This is a genomic window from Candidatus Dactylopiibacterium carminicum (assembly GCF_014736495.1).
In the GTDB taxonomy this organism is placed as follows: Bacteria; Pseudomonadota; Gammaproteobacteria; order Burkholderiales; family Rhodocyclaceae; genus Uliginosibacterium; species Uliginosibacterium carminicum.
On sequence record NZ_MDUX01000035.1, the window covers coordinates 17,538 to 34,835 of the forward strand.

The following is a 17,298-nucleotide window of genomic DNA, read 5'->3' on the forward strand; positions in this document are numbered from 1 at the left end:
TAATCGCGCAATTGTTTTAAGCAAGGAGCCAATCATGAATATCCTGTACCAGACCCAGGCCTCTGCCACGGGGGGCCGCAACGGCCACGTCGTTTCCGCTGACGGCGTGCTTGATCTCAAACTCGCCATCCCGCGCGAGATGGGGGGCCCTGGCGGTGCCCTGAGTAATCCGGAGCAGCTTTTCGCCGCTGGCTATGCGGCCTGTTTCGATTCGGCGCTGGCTTTCGTGGCGGGCCAGAGCAAGCTCAGGCTCACCGGTACGCGTGTCGATGCCACGGTGGGCATCGGTCCGAACGCAGCTGGAGGGTTCGGGCTGGCTGTGAAGCTGGAAGTCACGATTCCCGAGCTGCCGCGTGAGCAGGCGCAGGCCCTGCTGGAGAAGACCCACACGGTCTGTCCGTACTCCAATGCGCTGCGTGGCAATGTCGAAGTCGAGCTGGTCCTGAAATGAAACCTCAAGGGGCGCTTGCGGCTGGTCGCAGCGTCCGCTCCGGAGTCCCCATGAACAAGTTCCACACGTTCCGCGCCAGCAGTCTGCGTGGCGAACCCATCGAGCTTTCGTTCTACGCCGGCAAGGTGGTGCTGGTCGTCAATACCGCCAGCAAATGCGGCTTCACGCCGCAATACGCCGGCCTGGAGGCGCTGTATCAGAAGTACCGCCAGCAGGGGCTGGAGATCCTCGGGTTTCCCTGCAACCAGTTCGGTGGTCAGGAGCCTGGCGGCATCCGCGAGATCGAGCAGACCTGCCTTGTGAACTACGGGGTAAGCTTCCAGATGTTTGAAAAGGTCGACGTCAATGGCACCGGCAGCCATCCGCTGTTTGCATACCTGCGTACTGCGCTGCCCGGGCTTCTCGGCAACAGGATCCGCTGGAATTTCACCAAATTCCTGATCGGCCGGGATGGCAGTCCGATCAAGCGTTTCGCCCCGATCACCAAACCCGCGCGACTAGAACCCTATATCCGGCGCGCGCTCGGACTGGATCCATGAACACACCTTTGCCTGCGGATCTGCTGCGCCTCGATCAGCAGCTATGTTTTCCGCTCTATGCCGCTTCGCGGCTGGTCACCCGGCTTTACCAGCCGTTGCTGGAACCGCTGGGGCTTACCTACCCGCAGTACATCGTGCTGATGATCCTGTGGGAGGAATCCCCTTGCTCGGTTTCGCGCATCGGCGAGCGTGCGCTGCTGGCGTCGAATACCCTGACGCCGCTGCTCAAGCGCCTGGAACAGCAGGGGCTGATCGTGCGCACCCGCTCCGCGCAGGATGAACGCGTGGTCAATATCGCGCTCACCGAAGCCGGGCAAGCCCTGCGCGCCGGATGTGCCTGCGTGCCGCTCAGGCTTTTCGAGCAGATCGGTTATCCCGTCGATGAAGCCCTCGAACTCAAGCAGCACCTGGATACGTTGCTGGCACGGCTGCTTCAATTGTCTCCCGAACAGGGCTAGCGGCAGCGTCCAACAGCACGGTGAGCACTGCGGCCCACCTGTTGTCTGTCATGCGACGGCGATTCCGTAGCGCTTGGCGGGCACATTGCGCGACAGGTTCGGATGCAATGTGCGCCGAGCTGCTTCCAGTGCTTCGAAATCTGCCATGTCCGGCAGCGAAGGAATCGTGACCAGCTCTCCCGCAGCGAAGCCCGCCAATGCGGCATCCACCATGTCCCCCACCTCCATGATCATGCTGGCCGGCAGGTTTTCTACCGCCTGCCCGGAGCGTTCCCAGATCTCGGTGCGGGTCACCCCCGGCAGTACTGCCTGCACGTGCACACCGGCCGGGCGTAGCTCTGCATCCATCGACTGGCTGAGGTTGAGCAGATAGGCCTTGCTGCCGCTGTAAGTGCCGCTGAATTGTTCCGCCATGAACGCGGTGACTGAAGCGATGTTGATCACGCTGCCGGATCCGCGAATCAGGAAGGCCTTGGCTGCCGCTGCGGCAAGGCGGGTGGGCACCACCACGTTGAGCTGCAGCATTGCATCCACACGATCGATGTCAGCCTGCACCAGTGTGCCCAGTACAGCGACCCCCGCGTTGTTTATCAGGATGCCGATCTTCGGATCGGTCGCGATGCGCTGTTCGACGCGTGCAAGATCGGCGGATACGGTCAGATCGGCCTGCAGGACGTCGACCGTGACACCGCAGGACACCCGCAGGCGAGTGGCGAGTGCGTTCAGGCGTTCGTGGTTGCGGGCCACGAGGATCAGATCATGGCCGCGACGGGCCAGGCGCTCCGCGTAGGTGGCACCAATGCCGGAGGAAGCCCCGGTGATGAGGGCTGTGCCTTGCAGGTTGCGGCGGGATTCGTGGTCGTTCATGGGTACTCTCCGTAGGTCGGGTTGTCTGCGTGTATTTAATGATGACGATCATCATGTTTATATTGATGACGTACATCATTTATAATGTCAAGCAGAACTTCAGGCATGCTCAGGAAGGAGGCCAGCGTGAGAGTGAGCAAGGAGCAGGCGGCCGAGAACCGCGAACGGATTCTGGGCTGCGCAGCGCAACTGTTTCGTGAACGTGGCTTTGACGGGATCGGTGTTGCCGACCTGATGAAGGCGGCAGGCTTCACCCATGGGGGCTTCTATGGGCATTTCAGTTCCAAGGAAGACCTGATGGCACAGGCGGTGGCGCGCGCTCGGGATGAGAGCGCGACGGACTGGAACCGGCTGGAGGCCGAGTATGGCAAGCACATGCTCCAGCCCTATCTTGCGCACTACCTGTCGGCCTCGCATCGCGACAACCCGGGCAAGGGATGCGTGATGGCGGCACTGGCCGCGGCCAGCGCGCATCAGGGGGCGCCGGTGCGCGCGATGATCACGGCGGGCATCCGGCGTTTCGTGGCTGGGCTGGCACGACTGGTCAAAGGCCAGGATGAGCTCGCAAAGAGGCAGCAGGCGATCACCACGCTGGCCGCGATGGTAGGCGCACTGGTGCTCGCACGTGCAGCGGACGACACGGATTTCTCAGACGAAATCCTGCAGGCTGTGAGGGAGCGGCTGGGGAGTATCGCGGCGGACTAGACCGCCAGGCCTGCATTGCGAACCGGTTGATGGCATGGTTGATGCGTAATACCGCTCCACAACAGGGAGCAGGAGACGCGCATGAGCATTCAAGGCCTTGGTGCCGCAGCTTCGCTTTATCAGGCGACGAACAGGCAGACCGTCCCGCGGCAAATTCAGACCCCTGAGGCGGCAAATTCTGCCGAAAAGGTAAGTGTTTCCGATGCAGCCCGGAGCTTGCTGGCAAACGAGGCGCGCGCCAATCCGGCGCCAGCAGCGGCCTCCGCACTAAGCTCATTCGACACAGACAAGGGGAGAGTCGAGCTCGATATCGATCAGTATTTTTCGTCGACGCCTGCCAATCCCGCAGCGGAACTGCCCCCCTTGCTGATGCCCACGCAGCAGAACATCGATGCGTTGAGCGCGCATGTCTCAAAGGCATTCCCTGCATTCCTTGCCAAGAATGGCATTCCAGAGGCGCCCTCAAGTATCTCCTTTGATAGTCAGGGGCAGCCCGTGTTTCCTGCGGACTATCCCTATGCCGAGAAACTGAGGACAGCACTGGAGGAAACGCCAGGAATGGCACGGGAATTAAGCACCCTCAGTGCCTTGACGGAGTTCAAGCAGGTATTGGATGAATCCGTTGAATTCCAAAGTGAATATCAACGTGCTGCAAACAAACGGGAGCTAGACGCCGTTCTGGCGAAATACAGCAGCCTGCTGTCCGGCAACGCCGCGTCGCCGCAAGCCACGCTCGGGTTTCACGCTGGAGGGCAATTGGCGGGAATTTCACTGAGCTAGAAGAGGCCGTGCACTTTCATGAATCTCTGAAAATGCCACCCGGGTGGCGGACGCCTCCTAAACCCGTTCTTCTTCTCCCAGCCATCGTCGCTTGTCTCTCGACGGCGCGTTGCCGCAGAAACGGCTGTATTCGCGGCTGAACTGAGAGGCGCTTTCGTAACCGACACGCCGGGCGGCAAGGGCGATGTCGAGGTCGTCGACGAAAAGCAGACGACGGGCTTCCTGCAGGCGGAGCTGCTTCTGGAATTGCAGCGGGCTCATGCTGGTGATGGCCTTGAAGTGGTGATGCAGCGAAGAGGAACTCATATGCACGCCGCGCGCGATGGCCTCGATGCTCAGGGGTTGATCGTATTGCTCGCGCAACAGGCGGATGGCTTTGGCGATGCGCTGGGTCTGGCTATCGTGCAGGGCGATCTGGCGTAGCCGGTGGCTGCTGCCAAGCAGGCGGTAGAAGATCTCGCGCTTGATCATCGGGGCGAGCACCGGGATGTCGGCCGGGGTATCGAGCAGGTGCAGCAGGCGCTGCACGGCATCCAGCAGCGGGCGGTCCAGGCGGTGCACATTCACGGCGCGGCAGATTTCGCTGCGCTCGTCGACAGACCGGTCCGCTTCATCCATTTCGTGGATCAGACCGGCGATCACGTCCAGCTCCAGATCCAGGCGCAGGCCCAGATACGGCTTCTGTGGGCTGGCCGCGCTGATCTTGCCGCAGACTGGCACGTCCACCGAGGTGAGCAGGTAGTTCAGGGCGTCATAGGTATAGGTCTGCTCACCCATCAACACGGTTTTCGATCCCTGGGCGATGAGCCCGAAGGCGGGTGTCTGCACCGAATGATGCGGGCTGTACGGCTTCAGGATCCGGTGGATGACAAGGCCGGATATTGCGGTGCCGGTGCTGCCTTCGATCCCCTGCGTCAGGCGATCGAGCAGATCGACAAGTGCCTGCCGCGCGGCGTCGAGGCTGCTGTCGATGATGGCTGGCGCATTTCCAGGTGCTGGCATTAGGGCCTCCAGGGGCTTGTGCGGACTGCATTCCAGCAAGGGCCGCAGTCGGGCCGCCGGTGGTGATGCTGGTTGGTGCAGCTTACACGCGCAGGCTGGCGGTTGCGGATGCGAAGTCCGCAGTTTTGCAGGATCAGGCAGATATCCAGCAGGATCATGACTGCCCGGCCGACGGTGGCCGCCGCATACTGCATAGCGTCTTTCTTACCCTTCCCCAGCGATCAAGGAGCAGCACATGCGTTACAGAAAATTCGGCAATACCGGCCTCTTCGTTTCGGAACTGTGTTTGGGCACCATGACCTTCGGTGGTGCCGAAGGCAGCATGTGGGGCCATATCGGCCGGCTGGAGCAGGCCGAGGTGGATGGCCTGGTGGGCCGCGCGCTGGAAGGCGGCATCAATTTCATCGACACGGCGGATGTGTACTCCGAAGGGCGTTCGGAGATCATGACCGGGCAGGCGCTGAAGAATCTCAAGGTGCCGCGCGAGAACGTGGTGGTGGCCACCAAGGTGTTCGGCGAGGCCGGCACCAAGGGCGTCAATTCGCGCGGCATGTCGCGCTATCACATCGTCGATTCGCTGAAAGGCAGCCTCGCGCGGCTGCAACTTGATCATGTCGACCTGTACCAGATCCACGGCTTCGACCCGGCCACGCCGATGGAGGAAGCCTTGCGCGCGCTGGACGATCTGGTGCGCCAGGGGCATGTGCGCTATCTCGGCGTTTCCAACTGGGCGGCCTGGCAGATCGCCAAGGCGCTGGGGATCTCCGAGCGGCTGGGCCTGGCGCGCTTTGAATCCTTGCAGGCTTACTACACGATTGCCGGGCGGGATCTAGAGCGCGAGATCGTACCGATGCTGCAATCCGAGAAGGTCGGGCTGATGGTGTGGAGCCCGCTGGCCGGCGGCTTCCTGTCCGGCAAGTTTTCGCGCGATGGCGCGGGCGAGGCCGGTGCGCGCCGCACCACCTTCGATTTCCCGCCCGTGGACAAGGCACGCGGCTTCGACTGCATCGATGCCATGCGCGCGATTGCCGATGCGCGCGGCGTGTCAGTGGCGCAGATCGCGCTGGCCTGGCTGCTGCACCAGCCGGTAGTGAGCAGCGTGATCATCGGTGCCAAGCGCGTCTCGCAGCTCGATGACAACCTTGCGGCCACGCAGGTGGTGCTGTCTGCCGAGGAACTGGCGACCCTGGATGCCGTGAGCGCGCTGCCGTCCGAATACCCGGGCTGGATGCTGGAGCGTCAGGGGGGCTATCGTCGGCAGCAACTGCAGGATGCCGGAGTGCGCTGATTTCCCGGCGAGGCGAACTGGACGTCCGGTTCGCCAGGTGACGATGGGGCGGTCAGGTGCCCGCCCCCGTTCGTGCTGCCGGGCTCGATCCGGCGGCAAGGCTTGAGCGGAGCTAGATGGGTCTGCAGCAGGCAGCATGAGGCCATTCGGCCCTGCAGGAAGGCTTATAACTGTTTAACAAGTTCTCTGGGCAAGATGGCAGGTAATGCGGCAGATGACCGCATGCCCCAGGGACCGACCATGAACGTGACGCAAGGACGTTGCGCGTGGGCGGTCCGGAAAACCCGCGGAGAGCCAACATGAATCAGTCTTTTTCCAGTCTGTCGCCAGACAGGCGGCGTCGCCTCTTGCTCGAAGGCCTTGGCGGCTTCGGGTTGCTGACCCTGCTGGAGGCTTGCGGAGGTGGCGGCGGCAACGCTTCGGCCAGCGCCGCCAGCGCATCTTCTTCAGCGTCTTCCTCGACCCGTGCTTCGAGTACTTCGAGCGTTTCATCCAGCTCGTCCAGCGCTTCGAGTACCTCGTCCAGCAGTGCCAACAGCTGCACGGTGACTCCGGAGGAGACGGCAGGGCCTTATCCAGGAGACGGCACCAACAGCAACAGCAGCGGCTTGGTGAACGTGCTCACGCAGAGCGGCATCGTGCGCAGCGACATCACTTCGAGTTTCGGCAGCTACAGCGGTACGGCTGCCGGCGTGCCGCTGGAGATCGTGCTGACGCTGACCGATGCCTCATGCCAGCCGCTGGAAGGCTATGCGGTGTATCTCTGGCATTGCACGCGCGATGGCCTCTATTCCTTGTATTCCAGCGGAATCACTGCGCAGAACTATCTGCGCGGTGTGCAGGTCAGCGATGCCAATGGCCAGATCACCTTCACCAGCATCTTTCCCGGGTGTTACAGCGGTCGCTGGCCGCACATCCATTTCGAGGTCTACAGTTCGCTGGCACAGGCGGTCAGCGGGAACAACGATATCAAGACGTCGCAGCTCGCCCTGCCTTCCGCGGTCTGCTCGACGGTGTACGCCACGGCCAGCGGTTACAGCAGCAGCCTCGGCAATTTCGGTTCGATCACGCTGGCGACCGACAATGTCTTCGGCGAAGACAGTGCAGCCCATCAGCTGGCTACCGTCACTGGCAGCGTCTCTGCAGGCTATACCGCCGCCTTGCAGGTTAGCGTGGCTGTCTGAGAGGCCGTTCACGATCCCGGAAATGTAGTTCTGGCGCCCATTCATGCTTCGGTGCCTCGGCACGAACGGGATTCAGACACGGGCTCGGCTCATGGAAACCGTTCGTCTCCGGATCGGGTCCGGGGCAGGCTCTGAGCTTGTCGAAGGGCGAATAAATGACAAAAAAAGGTCATGAACAGGCGCTGAAGCTGCGGTGGCGCCGCAGCCCGGAGTTTGAAGCCCGTGCGGTCCTCGGCGGATTACGTGCAAACGGATGCCGCAGGGCTGGCTTGTCGCCTAATCTTCGTCAGCCCTCCAGGCGCTCGAAGACGATTTCCTGCGCGCCTTCCCACAGGCATTTCATGCCCAGCGCGCGCAGGTTTTCCTTGCCCTCCACGACGGTGAGGAAATGGTTGCCCGCAAGCTGGCCGAGTTTGCTGGAGAACGAGCAGGCGCCGTAGGCCATGATGATCTCGGTTTCGCTGTAGCCACCGGGATAGAACAGGATGTCGCCCACCGAAGGATGGCTGGTGTGGTTCTCGAAATCCACGCCCAGCTTGAAGTCGCCCATCGGGATCCAGCAACCCTCGCCGCTCCAGCGCACGTGGATCAGTTTCTGGCGGTAGGGCAGCAGTTTCAGGAAGGCGGCCACTGTCTGCGGCGCTTCGGGGTGGGTTTCGGCGATGAAGCTGAAATCTCCGGCGGTGATGCGGATTCGGGTGCTCATGATGGTCGGGGTTCGGATGGGTGAAAAGGGATTGGGGGATTGCCTGGATCCCGGCTTTCGCCGGGATGACGGTCTGCGCGTAGCGGGCTCGTGTGCGCCAGGGGATCTATCGCTCAGGCGGCGGACTTAGTGGGGAACCATTTCTCCACCGTGGGGCGCTGCCAGCTTTCCATGCGCTCGATGAGGCGCTTCGGGTCGGCGTCGAGCAGGATCATGTCGGCGTGCTCGATGCGCATGAATTCCTCGCGCGCCATGTTCTCCAGCATCGCGCGCATCGGGTCGTAGAAACCGTTGATGTTGAGCACGGCGCTGGGCTTCACCAGATCGCCCAGCTGTGCCAGCGTGGCGACTTCGAAGAGTTCTTCCAGCGTGCCCATGCCGCCGGGCAGGGCGATGAAGCCATCGGCCAGCTCGGCCATGCGGGCCTTGCGGCTGCGCATGTCGGGCGTGATCTCGTGGCGGGTGAGCTGCGGGTGCAGGTGGCCGCGGTCGAACAGGCGCTGGCTGATCACGCCGTGCGCCTGGCCACCCGCCGCCAGCACGGCATCGGCTACCACGCCCATCAGGCCCTTGTGTGTGCCGCCATAGACCAGGGTGATGCCCAGGCCGGCCAGCGTGCTGCCCAGCGCGCGGGCGCCTTCGGCATAGACCGGCGAGGCGCCGAAATTGGAGCCGCAATAGACGGCGATGCTGCGTAATTTCATGTTGTGCCTTCCTTTCGATCGGGCAGGTTCGACAGTACCTGGCGTGAAGCGTTTTGCGCGTGGTCGTGTTCTGTGTGCGGTCGTATCGCTGGCAACCTGACGATTCAGGGCGACGTCATTCCGGCGCATGCCGGGCTGAGGTCACGTCCGGCGCTGTCGCCTCAGCCATTGGGCAGTTCGTTGCCGCGCTGGGCCCAGCCGGTGAAGCGGCGTTCGATCAGCGCGGAGGCCACGTAGAGTGCCACACCCATCGCGGCGAGGATGAACAGGCCGGCGAACACCAGGGGCACGTCGAAGTTGCCGCTGGCGATCATCATCATGTTGCCGATGCCCTTGTTGGCGGCGATGGTCTCGGCCAGCACGGTGCCGACGAAGGCCAGCGTGAGCGCGATCTTCAGCGAGGCGAAGAGGTAGGGCAGGGTGCGCGGCAGGCCGACGTTCCACAGAATATCCAGCTTGCGCGCACCGAGCACCTTGAGCACGTCCTGCAGTTCCGGCTCGGTGTGCGCGAGGCCGGTGGCGATGTTGACCACCACCGGGAACATGCAGATCACCATCGAGGTGAGCACGGCGGGCACCGTGCCGGCGCCGAACCAGACCACGAAGATCGGCACCACCGCCACTTTCGGGATCGAGGAGAAGCCGACCAGGATGGGATAGGCCACATCGTAGGCGACGCGGCTCATGCCGATCACCGCGCCGATCAGCACGCCGGCCAGCGTGCCGAGCGCGAAGCCCAGCAGCGTGGTGTAGAGCGTCTGCGTGGCGTGCGGCCACATCAGCGGCAGCTTGGTGAACAGCACCGTGAAGATTTCGCTCGGTCGGGGCAGCACGATGCTGGAAACCTTGAAGGCCACGCAGGCCAGCTCCCACAGCAGGAACAGGGCGACGATGGCGGCGGCGGACATCAGGCGCTGGCGCAGCCGGGGCGAGAGGGATGTCAGAGCGTTCATCAGGCGGCCTCCTCTGTGGGCGTGGCCGGGGGCTCGCCCGGCGCGCGTGCTTCGGCGATGCGCAGGCGCAAGGCCTGCACGAGTTCGGAGAATTCCGGCGCGTAGCTCATGGCGACGTCGCGCGGGCGCGGGAAGCCGACCATGCGGTCTTCCAGGATGCGCCCCGGGCGGGCGCTCATCACGCAGATGCGGTTGGCGAGATAGGCTGCTTCGCGGGTGAATTGGTCCAGCGCACCGAAGGGTTCGTCGAGCAGCAGCAGTTGCGGTTCGTGGATCAGCGCGCGGCACAGCGAGGCACGCTGCAGCATGCCACCGGAGAGCTGCCAGGGGCGCTTGGCGCCGAAGCCCTTGAGGCCCACGGCAGCGAGCAAGGCCTCGGCGCGGTCGGCGTATTCGCTGTGCTTCATGCGGCGGTAAGCGCTGCGGAAGGGCTCGACGATCTTCAGCGGCATCATCACGTTGTCGCGGATGGTGAGCCAGGGCAGCATCGTGGGATTCTGGAAAGCCAGCCCGATGCGCGCACGGCGCGGATCGCCGACCTCGCGCCCATTCACCACCACGCCGCCGGAGCTGGGCGTGAGCAGGCCGCCGATCAGCTTGAGGATGGTGGATTTGCCGCAGCCGCTGGGGCCGACGAGGGCGACGAAATCACCGTCGTCGATGCTGAGCGTGGTGCGGGCCAGGGCCAACGTGGCCTCGGGGTTGTCGCTGCGGCCGTAACGCAGGGTGACATCCGAGAGTTCGATGAAGGGGCGGTTCATGGTGGCTTGTCTCCGGAGGCGTGGGGCTGGCGGGCTGCGCATCAGCGCAGATGGGCGGGCGTGACGGCGTCCACCTGTGGGCGGGCGTCCTGCGGGGCGCCGGTTGGTGCCTGCAGGATGTTGCGGGTGGCGCTGGGCACGTTGCGCGGCTGTGGCACGGGCATCTTCTGGATGCTCTTCACCGATCGGCCCCAGCCACGGGCCTCGGTCACCAGCTTGCCTTCGCGCATCACGAAGCGGCCGCGCACCAGCGTGTGCAGCGGGTAGCCCTGCACGAAGCGGCCATTCCAGGGGGAGAGCTTGCCGATGGTCTGCAACAGGCCGTGGGAGAGTACGCCCTGGCGGTTCATGTCGACGATGGCGATGTCGGCATGCGCGCCGGGGGCGATCACGCCCTTGCTGCCATAGAGGCCCCAGGCCCTGACGGGTGCCACCGAGCTCCAGCGCACGTAGTCCATCAGCGTGGCGCGGCCCTTGTTCACTTCCGAGAGCATCAGCGCCATCTGCGTTTCCACGCCGGGGAAGCCGCAATCGCAGGTCCAGATGCTGTCGCGCAGCTTTTCGTCGATGGCGTGCGGGGCGTGGTCGGTGGCGATCATGTCCACGGTGCCGTCGCACAGCGCGTCCCACAGTGGCTGGTTGTGGCGTGCGTCGCGGATCGGCGGATTGACGCGCAGCACGCCGCCCAGGCGGATCATGTCTTCGGTGTTGAGCAGCAGATATTGCGGGCAGGTCTCGACGGTGATGTCCACGCCGCGCCGCTTGGCCTCGCGGATCACCCACAGTGCATCGGCCGAACTCTGGTGCGCCACGTGGATGCGGGCGCCGGTCCATTCGGCAAAATGCACGATGCGGCTCACCGCCTCGATTTCGCACACTTCCGGGCGGGCAGCGAGGTGGGCTTGCGAATCGATGCGGCCGGCCTCTTCCATGCGTTTCTGGCGGCGCGCCATGATGGAGGAATTCTCGGCATGCACCGTGGTGCGGATGCCCAGCGGCGCGAGGATCTCGAAGGCTTCGAGCAGCGCGCCGTCGGTGGGTGCGGGCAGGTTGCCGAAGGTATTGCCGACGAAGGCCTTGAAGCTGGTGGCGCCGTGTTCGAGCAGATCTTCCAGCACGTCGATGGTGTCGTCGCCGAGCAGGGCATGAATGCCGAAATCGACGTAGGAGGATTCGGCTGCGCGCAGTTTCATCTGCAGCGCTTCCACCGAGCCGGTGGGCGGCTTGGTGTTGGGCATGTCGAACACCGTGGTGACGCCGCCGCAGGCCGCAGCGGCGGAGCCGGTGGCCCAGGTTTCCTTGTGCGGATAGCCGGGGTCGCGGAAGTGCACGTGGCTGTCGATGGCGCCGGGCAGCAGGTAGAGGCTGTCGGCGCGGAATTCCTCGCGGCCGGCGGGCATCAGATCGTCGTGGCCGACGGCGACGATGCGGCCGTCGTCGATGGCCACCGAGGCCGGGATGATGGCCTCCGGCGATACGACCTGGCCGCCGCGGATGACGAGATCAACTGTGGGCATGGGGAGAGTCTCCTGCTGTCTGGGGTTTCCGTTCGTGTTCATTCCGGTGTGTCCGGGGGATCAGAGCATCGCCCAGCCGCCATCCACCGGCAGGTCCACGCCGGTGATCTGGCGTGAGACGTCGCTGGCGAGGAAGAGGCAGGCATTGGCGACGTCCTGATCGGTGGAGACGCGGCGCAGTGCGTAATCCTCGGCGTGGCGGCGCATTGCTTCTTCCAGGCTGACGCCCAGCTTCTTGGCCATGTTGGCGCACACCTTCTCGCGGAAACGCGGGCCATCGACCATGCCGGGCGCCACGCAGTTGACGTTGATGCCATGCGGGCCGGCTTCCAGCGCGAAGCTCTTGGTGATGCCGCGCAGCCCCCATTTGCTGGCCGAGTAGGCCATGCGACCGGCACGGCCACGCATGCCGAAGGTGCAGCCGACATTCACCACCTTGCCGTCGCCACGCGCGATCATGCCGGGCAGCACGGCCTGCATGGTGTTGAAGCAGCCGGTCATGTTGAGCTGCACGATCTGCTCGAACTCTTCCTGCGTGGTTTCCCAGCCGGTCTTGCCGATGGGGCCGGAGCCCCCGGCCACGTTGACCAGTACGTCGATGCGGCCGAAGCGGGCCAGCGCCTGTTGCGTGGTGGCGGCCACCTGCGTGCCCTGGGTGATGTCACAGCCCAGCACCAGGGCCTCGACGCCGAGGCTGCGGGCTTCAGCCGCTACCGGCTCGATGGCGGCGAGATCGCGCCCCACCAGCACCAGCCTGGCTCCCTCGCGGGCGAATGCGAGGCTGATCGCACGGCCCATGCCCTTGGCCGGGCCGGTGATCAGTACAACCTTGTCCTTCAATTCCAGATTCATCGTGCTCTCCGTCGTGTTCAGAAGTTCGCCGGGCGTTCGCTGCGCGGCGGCAGGAAACGGCGGTCGAAAACTTCTTCCAGGGTGGGGGTACGGTTCAGGCCGCCGGCGCTGACGACCAGATCGATGTTGCGTTTGAGGCGGGCGTCATCCACGTCGCCGAAGCCGTTCTTGTTGATCTCGGGATGGTTCATCTGGCGCGAATAGGTGGCGACCAGCTTTTCCTTCTCCACGTCGCGCTTGAGCAGCGGCTCGCGCTTCATCACGTGCTCCATGCCGGCATCCGGGTCGGCAATCACTTCCTTGATGGCGCGGTTGAGCGCGCGCACGAAGCCGGCCACGGCCTTCGGGTTCTCCTGGATCAGCTTCTTCGAGAAGAAGAGGGCGTTGGAGTAGGAGTCGATGCCGTAGTCGGCGTAATCGATGAAGCGCAGTTCCTTGTCCGGATCGATGCCCATGGCCTTGGCGGCGAAGGTGACGGTGAGCGTGTAGCCGAAGGCGGCGTCGACCTGCCCGCGCATCAGCATCTGCTCGCGCAGGTTGGCGGCCATGTTGGTGATCTTTACTTTGGCGGGATCGACGCCGGCGGCCTTGGCCACGACGGGGAAGAGCTTCAGCGCGCCATCGGTGGTGGGGCCGCCCACGGTGCGGCCTTCCAGATCCTTCAGCGTCTTGATCGGGCTGTCCTTCTTCACCGCGACGACGAAGGGCGTGACGTTGTAAAGCATGTAGGTGGCCACCGGCGCGTTGTCCGGATGCTTGGCCGCCAGATCGATCAGGGCGGACATGTCGCCGAAGCCGACGTCATAGGCGCCGCTGGCGACCTTGGGAATCGAGGCTGCCGAGCCTTCGCCCTGATCGATGCTCACGTCCAGCCCCTCGGCCTTGAAGTAGCCCTTGTCCTGGGCGAGGAAGAACCAGGCCTGCGGGCCTTCGTACTTCCAGTTGAGCACCATCTTCAGCTTGGTCTGCGCACTGGCGGCGCCAGGTAGCAGGGCTACGGAAGCGGCGAGTGCGAGCAGCAGCGCCGAACAGTGACGGGCAATCTTCATGATGCGTCCCTCGAAGGTTGTGGGGTGGGGGTGGAAAGCCCGGCCAGCGCGGCGGTGAGTGCCGCGCTGTCGGTGAGGAAGCCGTGCAGCAGGCGCACGAGGAAATGGATCGCGTCGCTGACGTGGGCGGGCGAGGGCGTGTCGCAGGCATCGCGCACGAGCAGGCAGTCGTAGCCGAGGAAGGCGGCGTCCTGCAGCGTGGAATACACGCAGCGGTCGGTGTTGATGCCGGCGAACAGCAGGCTGGTGATGCCCTGTGCGCGCAGCACACCATCCAGTTCGCTGTCGAAGAAGCCGGAGAGCCGGTGCTTGTAGATCAGCAGATCGGCCGGGTCGGCCTGGAGCCCGTCGATGAGCCCAGCGCCCCAGCTGCCCTGCACCAGCGAGGGGCCGTGATCCTCGGGCGAAATTTCGCCGTAGCCGACGGCGGCGGCGTTGCCGCCCTTGCCCTTGTAGAGCACGCCGGGCGGCAGGTTGGCGAGATCGGCGCGGATGCCCCAGTTGAGCCACAGTACGCGGCCGCCGGCGGCACGCCAGGCCGGCGCCAGCTGTGCGATCACCGGGATCGGGCGGCGGCAGGCTGTGATGTCGATGCCGCGCTGGGCGAACCAGCCCTGCGGATGGCAGAAATCGTTCTGCATATCGATCACCACCAGCGCGCTGCGGCGGAGGTCGAGCTGCACCCCGGCTGGCTCGGCAGCCAGCGTGAGCGGGCACGGCGCAGGCAGCTCGCGCATCAGGCTCACGTGCCGCGGCGAGCCCCACCAGGCGTTGTGCGGCGCGCCGAAACAGGCGGCAGCGGCCATTGGCGGATCGAGGGGGCGGGTGGTCTTTGACATGGTTTCAGCCTATCCGGGTTGAGTGGTTCGGTCTGCCGTTCGTTTTTCAATGAGGCGTTGTGTTTTTTGCAACGCTCAGGGCGTGCTGCGGCGAGTGCGGGGCGCACCCCACGGTTCCTGTGCTGGGTTGATGGTGTGTACGGCGCACCCTATGAGGTGGCGCGGGATGTGTAGGGTGCGCCATGCGCACCATTGCGACTCTTCGCGTCAGGCCTGCGCTTCGTCGCCGGCCAGTACTTCGCGCAGCACCTGCGCGAAGCGCATCGCCGGCAGCGGCAGATGGCGGCCCTTGAGCTGGGCGAGCGTGAGCGGGCGGGTGCCGAGGCCGCGGTCGTCGATGTGGCGGGCGGTCACGCCATCCTGCGCGCGCGCCAGGGCGGTGCCGACCTGGATCTGGAAGGAGACGGCATCGCTGCCGCGCACGAAGTTGCGCAGCATTTCGAAGGAGTTGGACTCAAGCACCACGTTGGGCGTCAGCGAGCTGCGCGCGAAGAAGGCTTCGAGCAGCATGCGGCCGCCCAGGCTGCTGTCGGGCAGGGCGAGCGGGTAGCGCAGGCAGTCGCGCATGCGCAGGCCGGGCTGTTGCAGCAAGGGATGGTCAGCGGCCATCACAGCGCACAGGCGTTGCTCCACTTCGAGCAGCTGGTTGATGTCCGCCGAGGGCTGGGCGTTGTAGACCAGGGCCAGATCCGCCTCGAAGCTGCGCAGAGCCTGGATGGCGGAGCCGTGATCGCAGATGCGCACGGTGAAGGTGATGCCGGGGTTGGCCTGGCGGAAACGCGTGATGATGTCGGGGAACAGCGAGAACGCCAGCGCCTGGCTGGCGGCAATACTCACGGTGCCGCGATGCAGGCCGCGCAGCTGGGCGATTTCGGTGCGCAGGCGCTCATAGTCCGCACGCTGTTGGCGCGCATGCTTGAGGAAAAGCTCACCGGCCGCTGTGGGGCGCATGCCGCGTGCGTGGCGCTCGAAGAGGGTGGCGTCGAGATCTTCCTCCAGATCCTGCAGCCGGCGATCCAGTGCGGAAGGCGTGATGAACAGGCCTTCGGCCGCCTTGCGGATCGAGCCGCTGCGGGCGATGGCGTCGATGTAGTTGAAGATGCGCAGATACTGGAGTGACATGACGGGCGCCTCGGGCAGGCTGCCAGCGGATGGCGAGCGTTGCGGAAAAGTGAACGTGTTGGTACGAAACTGGCAATGGAATTGCTGCACTCGACGCAGCAAGATTGGTGCCGTGATCCCGTTTTTCACGATATCCCCCGACAGCGATTCAGAAAGGAAGCCCCATGAAACGCACGCTCTCCGTCCTGGCCGCCAGCCTTACGCTGGGTGTCCTTGCGGCTACGCCTGCCGCCGCGCAGGAAACCACCAAAATCAAGTTCACGTTGGACTGGAAGATCCAGGGCGTGCATGCCTGGTTCTATTGGGCCAAGGACAAGGGCTACTTCAAGGCCGAGGGGCTGGACGTGACCATCGACCAGGGCGAGGGCTCGGCCGCTTCGATCACGCGGGTGATGACCGGCGCCTACCAGGCCGGCTTCGGCGACGTGAACGCCATCGTGCAGAACGCAGCGCTGCACACCGAGCAGGCGCCGGTGATGGTCTACATGTTCTACAACCGCGCGCCCTTCGCACTGATCACCAAGGCTGACAGCCCGATCAAGACGATCAAGGATGTGGAAGGCAAGAAGCTCGGTTCGCCGGCCGGTGCTGCCGCGTTGAAGGTGTTCACCGCGCTGGCGAAGAAGAACGGCATCGACGAGAACAAGCTGACCTGGCTGAACATGGCCCCCAACCTGCAGGAGCAGATGCTGCTGCGCAACCAGGTGGATGCCTCGGCGGTGTTCTCGGCCACCAGCTACATGAACCTGGTGGCGATGAATGTGGATCCGGATCGCGACATCCGCTGGTTCTACTACAACGATCTGGGCCTGGATCTGTACAGCAATGGCGTGCTGGTCTCCAAACAGCTTGCGAAGGACAAGCCGCAGGCCGTGAAGGGGCTGGTGAGTGCGATCAACCGCGCGGTGAAGGAGTGCATCGCGCAGACCGACGTCTGCATCGACAACCTGGTGAAGAACGAACCGCTGATCAACCGGGATATCGAGAAGCGCCGCCTGCAATACACCGTGAAGACCCTGATGCTCACGCCGGAGACGGCCAGCATCGGCCTAGGGGACGTGGACGATACCCGCATGAGCCGCGCCATCGCGCAGCTCGACCAGAGCTACGGCTTGCCACGCAGCCCGGCGCCGGCCGAAGTGTTCGACCGCAGCTTCCTGCCGCCCAAGGCAGAGCGCATGGTCAAGGCTGCCTTCTAAGAACCTGTCTACGATCTTTTGAATGTCATAAAGCAAGAGGCAACGAAGCCTGATTGCTGCATCAAAACCCCTCCCGACCTCCCCTTATCAGGGGAGGAACACACCAGATCGCGCCGGTACGCGCTCCCTCCCCTGATAAGGGGAGGGCTGGGGAGGGGTTTGAATGACAAACGAAAAATCATGAACAGGTACTAAGCTTCATACCCTTGGAGTCCCGGGCGCACCGCCGCCCGGTTTCCGCCACAATCCCGCATCCGCAATCACGCATGAGCAACCGTCTTGGCCGTCAAGCGCTATGCATAGTCGAATCCCACATCGAGCC

At 64.2% G+C, this 17,298-nt stretch carries 20 protein-coding genes; 8 read left to right on the plus strand and 12 right to left on the minus strand.

What is annotated here, in order from left to right; translation table 11 throughout:
• Nucleotides 1-34: 34 nt before the first annotated feature.
• From BGI27_RS11090 to BGI27_RS11100, 3 genes are read left to right on the plus strand one after another with little or no spacing between them, the layout of a single operon-like run.
• Complete coding sequence (locus tag BGI27_RS11090; protein WP_095524935.1) at nucleotides 35-451, plus strand: organic hydroperoxide resistance protein; 417 nt, start codon at nucleotides 35-37, stop codon at nucleotides 449-451.
• 50 nt (nucleotides 452-501) lie between these two features.
• Nucleotides 502-990 (plus strand): glutathione peroxidase, encoded by a 489-nt coding sequence (locus BGI27_RS11095; protein ID WP_095524936.1) that lies wholly within the window; start codon nucleotides 502-504, stop codon nucleotides 988-990.
• The gene (locus tag BGI27_RS11100) at nucleotides 987-1,448 is read left to right on the plus strand and encodes a MarR family winged helix-turn-helix transcriptional regulator (protein WP_095524937.1); all 462 of its coding nucleotides are present in this window, start codon (nucleotides 987-989) and stop codon (nucleotides 1,446-1,448) included. The genes BGI27_RS11095 and BGI27_RS11100 overlap by 4 nt, the downstream gene beginning before the upstream one ends.
• Nucleotides 1,449-1,496: 48 nt before the next feature.
• Here the strand turns inward: BGI27_RS11100 and BGI27_RS11105 are convergent, their stop codons facing one another.
• Complete coding sequence (locus BGI27_RS11105) at nucleotides 1,497-2,315, minus strand: SDR family NAD(P)-dependent oxidoreductase (protein ID WP_095524938.1); 819 nt, start codon at nucleotides 2,313-2,315, stop codon at nucleotides 1,497-1,499.
• A 126-nt stretch (nucleotides 2,316-2,441) separates the two neighbouring features.
• On the opposite strand from BGI27_RS11105, the gene BGI27_RS11110 reads away from it, so the two are divergent.
• A complete protein-coding gene (locus BGI27_RS11110; RefSeq protein ID WP_095524955.1) occupies nucleotides 2,442-3,020 on the plus strand; it encodes a TetR/AcrR family transcriptional regulator in 579 nt (192 codons plus the stop codon).
• Between the two features lie 81 nt (nucleotides 3,021-3,101).
• On the plus strand, nucleotides 3,102-3,800 hold the full coding sequence (locus BGI27_RS11115; protein ID WP_095524939.1) for a hypothetical protein: 699 nt from the start codon (nucleotides 3,102-3,104) through the stop codon (nucleotides 3,798-3,800).
• Nucleotides 3,801-3,857: 57 nt separating this feature from the next.
• Here BGI27_RS11115 and BGI27_RS11120 read toward each other — a convergent pair whose 3' ends face one another.
• Entirely contained in the window at nucleotides 3,858-4,802 is a 945-nt protein-coding gene (locus BGI27_RS11120; RefSeq protein WP_095524940.1) for an AraC family transcriptional regulator, read from the minus strand.
• A gap of 235 nt (nucleotides 4,803-5,037) precedes the next feature.
• On the opposite strand from BGI27_RS11120, the gene BGI27_RS11125 reads away from it, so the two are divergent.
• Entirely contained in the window at nucleotides 5,038-6,090 is a 1,053-nt protein-coding gene (locus tag BGI27_RS11125) for an aldo/keto reductase (protein WP_095524942.1), read from the plus strand.
• 304 nt (nucleotides 6,091-6,394) lie between these two features.
• On the opposite strand, the gene BGI27_RS18090 is transcribed toward BGI27_RS11125, so the two are convergent.
• Complete coding sequence (locus BGI27_RS18090) at nucleotides 6,395-6,634, minus strand: hypothetical protein (RefSeq protein ID WP_223871754.1); 240 nt, start codon at nucleotides 6,632-6,634, stop codon at nucleotides 6,395-6,397.
• Nucleotide 6,635: 1 nt separating this feature from the next.
• Between BGI27_RS18090 and BGI27_RS11130 the strand changes: the two genes are divergently transcribed.
• Nucleotides 6,636-7,274 (plus strand): intradiol ring-cleavage dioxygenase, encoded by a 639-nt coding sequence (locus tag BGI27_RS11130; protein ID WP_223871755.1) that lies wholly within the window; start codon nucleotides 6,636-6,638, stop codon nucleotides 7,272-7,274.
• 286 nt (nucleotides 7,275-7,560) lie between these two features.
• On the opposite strand, the gene BGI27_RS11135 is transcribed toward BGI27_RS11130, so the two are convergent.
• From BGI27_RS11135 to BGI27_RS11175, 9 genes are all read right to left on the minus strand, one after another.
• Nucleotides 7,561-7,980: a DUF3830 family protein gene (locus BGI27_RS11135; protein WP_095524944.1), complete on the minus strand. Its 420-nt coding sequence runs from the start codon at nucleotides 7,978-7,980 to the stop codon at nucleotides 7,561-7,563.
• Nucleotides 7,981-8,093: 113 nt separating this feature from the next.
• Complete coding sequence (locus tag BGI27_RS11140) at nucleotides 8,094-8,684, minus strand: LOG family protein (RefSeq protein WP_095524945.1); 591 nt, start codon at nucleotides 8,682-8,684, stop codon at nucleotides 8,094-8,096.
• Nucleotides 8,685-8,845: 161 nt separating this feature from the next.
• On the minus strand, nucleotides 8,846-9,637 hold the full coding sequence (locus BGI27_RS11145) for an ABC transporter permease (RefSeq protein ID WP_095524946.1): 792 nt from the start codon (nucleotides 9,635-9,637) through the stop codon (nucleotides 8,846-8,848).
• Nucleotides 9,637-10,398 (minus strand): ABC transporter ATP-binding protein, encoded by a 762-nt coding sequence (locus tag BGI27_RS11150; RefSeq protein ID WP_095524947.1) that lies wholly within the window; start codon nucleotides 10,396-10,398, stop codon nucleotides 9,637-9,639. Before BGI27_RS11150 ends, BGI27_RS11145 begins: the two co-directional genes overlap by 1 nt.
• A gap of 41 nt (nucleotides 10,399-10,439) precedes the next feature.
• Nucleotides 10,440-11,915 (minus strand): dihydroorotase, encoded by a 1,476-nt coding sequence (locus BGI27_RS11155; RefSeq protein WP_095524948.1) that lies wholly within the window; start codon nucleotides 11,913-11,915, stop codon nucleotides 10,440-10,442.
• A gap of 60 nt (nucleotides 11,916-11,975) precedes the next feature.
• The gene (locus BGI27_RS11160) at nucleotides 11,976-12,767 is read right to left on the minus strand and encodes an SDR family NAD(P)-dependent oxidoreductase (RefSeq protein WP_095524949.1); all 792 of its coding nucleotides are present in this window, start codon (nucleotides 12,765-12,767) and stop codon (nucleotides 11,976-11,978) included.
• Nucleotides 12,768-12,784: 17 nt separating this feature from the next.
• Nucleotides 12,785-13,816 (minus strand): ABC transporter substrate-binding protein, encoded by a 1,032-nt coding sequence (locus BGI27_RS11165; RefSeq protein ID WP_095524950.1) that lies wholly within the window; start codon nucleotides 13,814-13,816, stop codon nucleotides 12,785-12,787.
• Entirely contained in the window at nucleotides 13,813-14,655 is an 843-nt protein-coding gene (locus BGI27_RS11170; RefSeq protein WP_223871756.1) for a cysteine hydrolase family protein, read from the minus strand. Before BGI27_RS11170 ends, BGI27_RS11165 begins: the two co-directional genes overlap by 4 nt.
• A gap of 207 nt (nucleotides 14,656-14,862) precedes the next feature.
• Nucleotides 14,863-15,777, minus strand: a complete 915-nt coding sequence (locus tag BGI27_RS11175) for a LysR family transcriptional regulator (RefSeq protein WP_141239748.1) — start codon at nucleotides 15,775-15,777, stop codon at nucleotides 14,863-14,865.
• A gap of 164 nt (nucleotides 15,778-15,941) precedes the next feature.
• On the opposite strand from BGI27_RS11175, the gene BGI27_RS11180 reads away from it, so the two are divergent.
• Complete coding sequence (locus BGI27_RS11180) at nucleotides 15,942-16,976, plus strand: ABC transporter substrate-binding protein (RefSeq protein ID WP_095524953.1); 1,035 nt, start codon at nucleotides 15,942-15,944, stop codon at nucleotides 16,974-16,976.
• The last annotated feature ends 322 nt before the right edge of the window (nucleotides 16,977-17,298 follow it).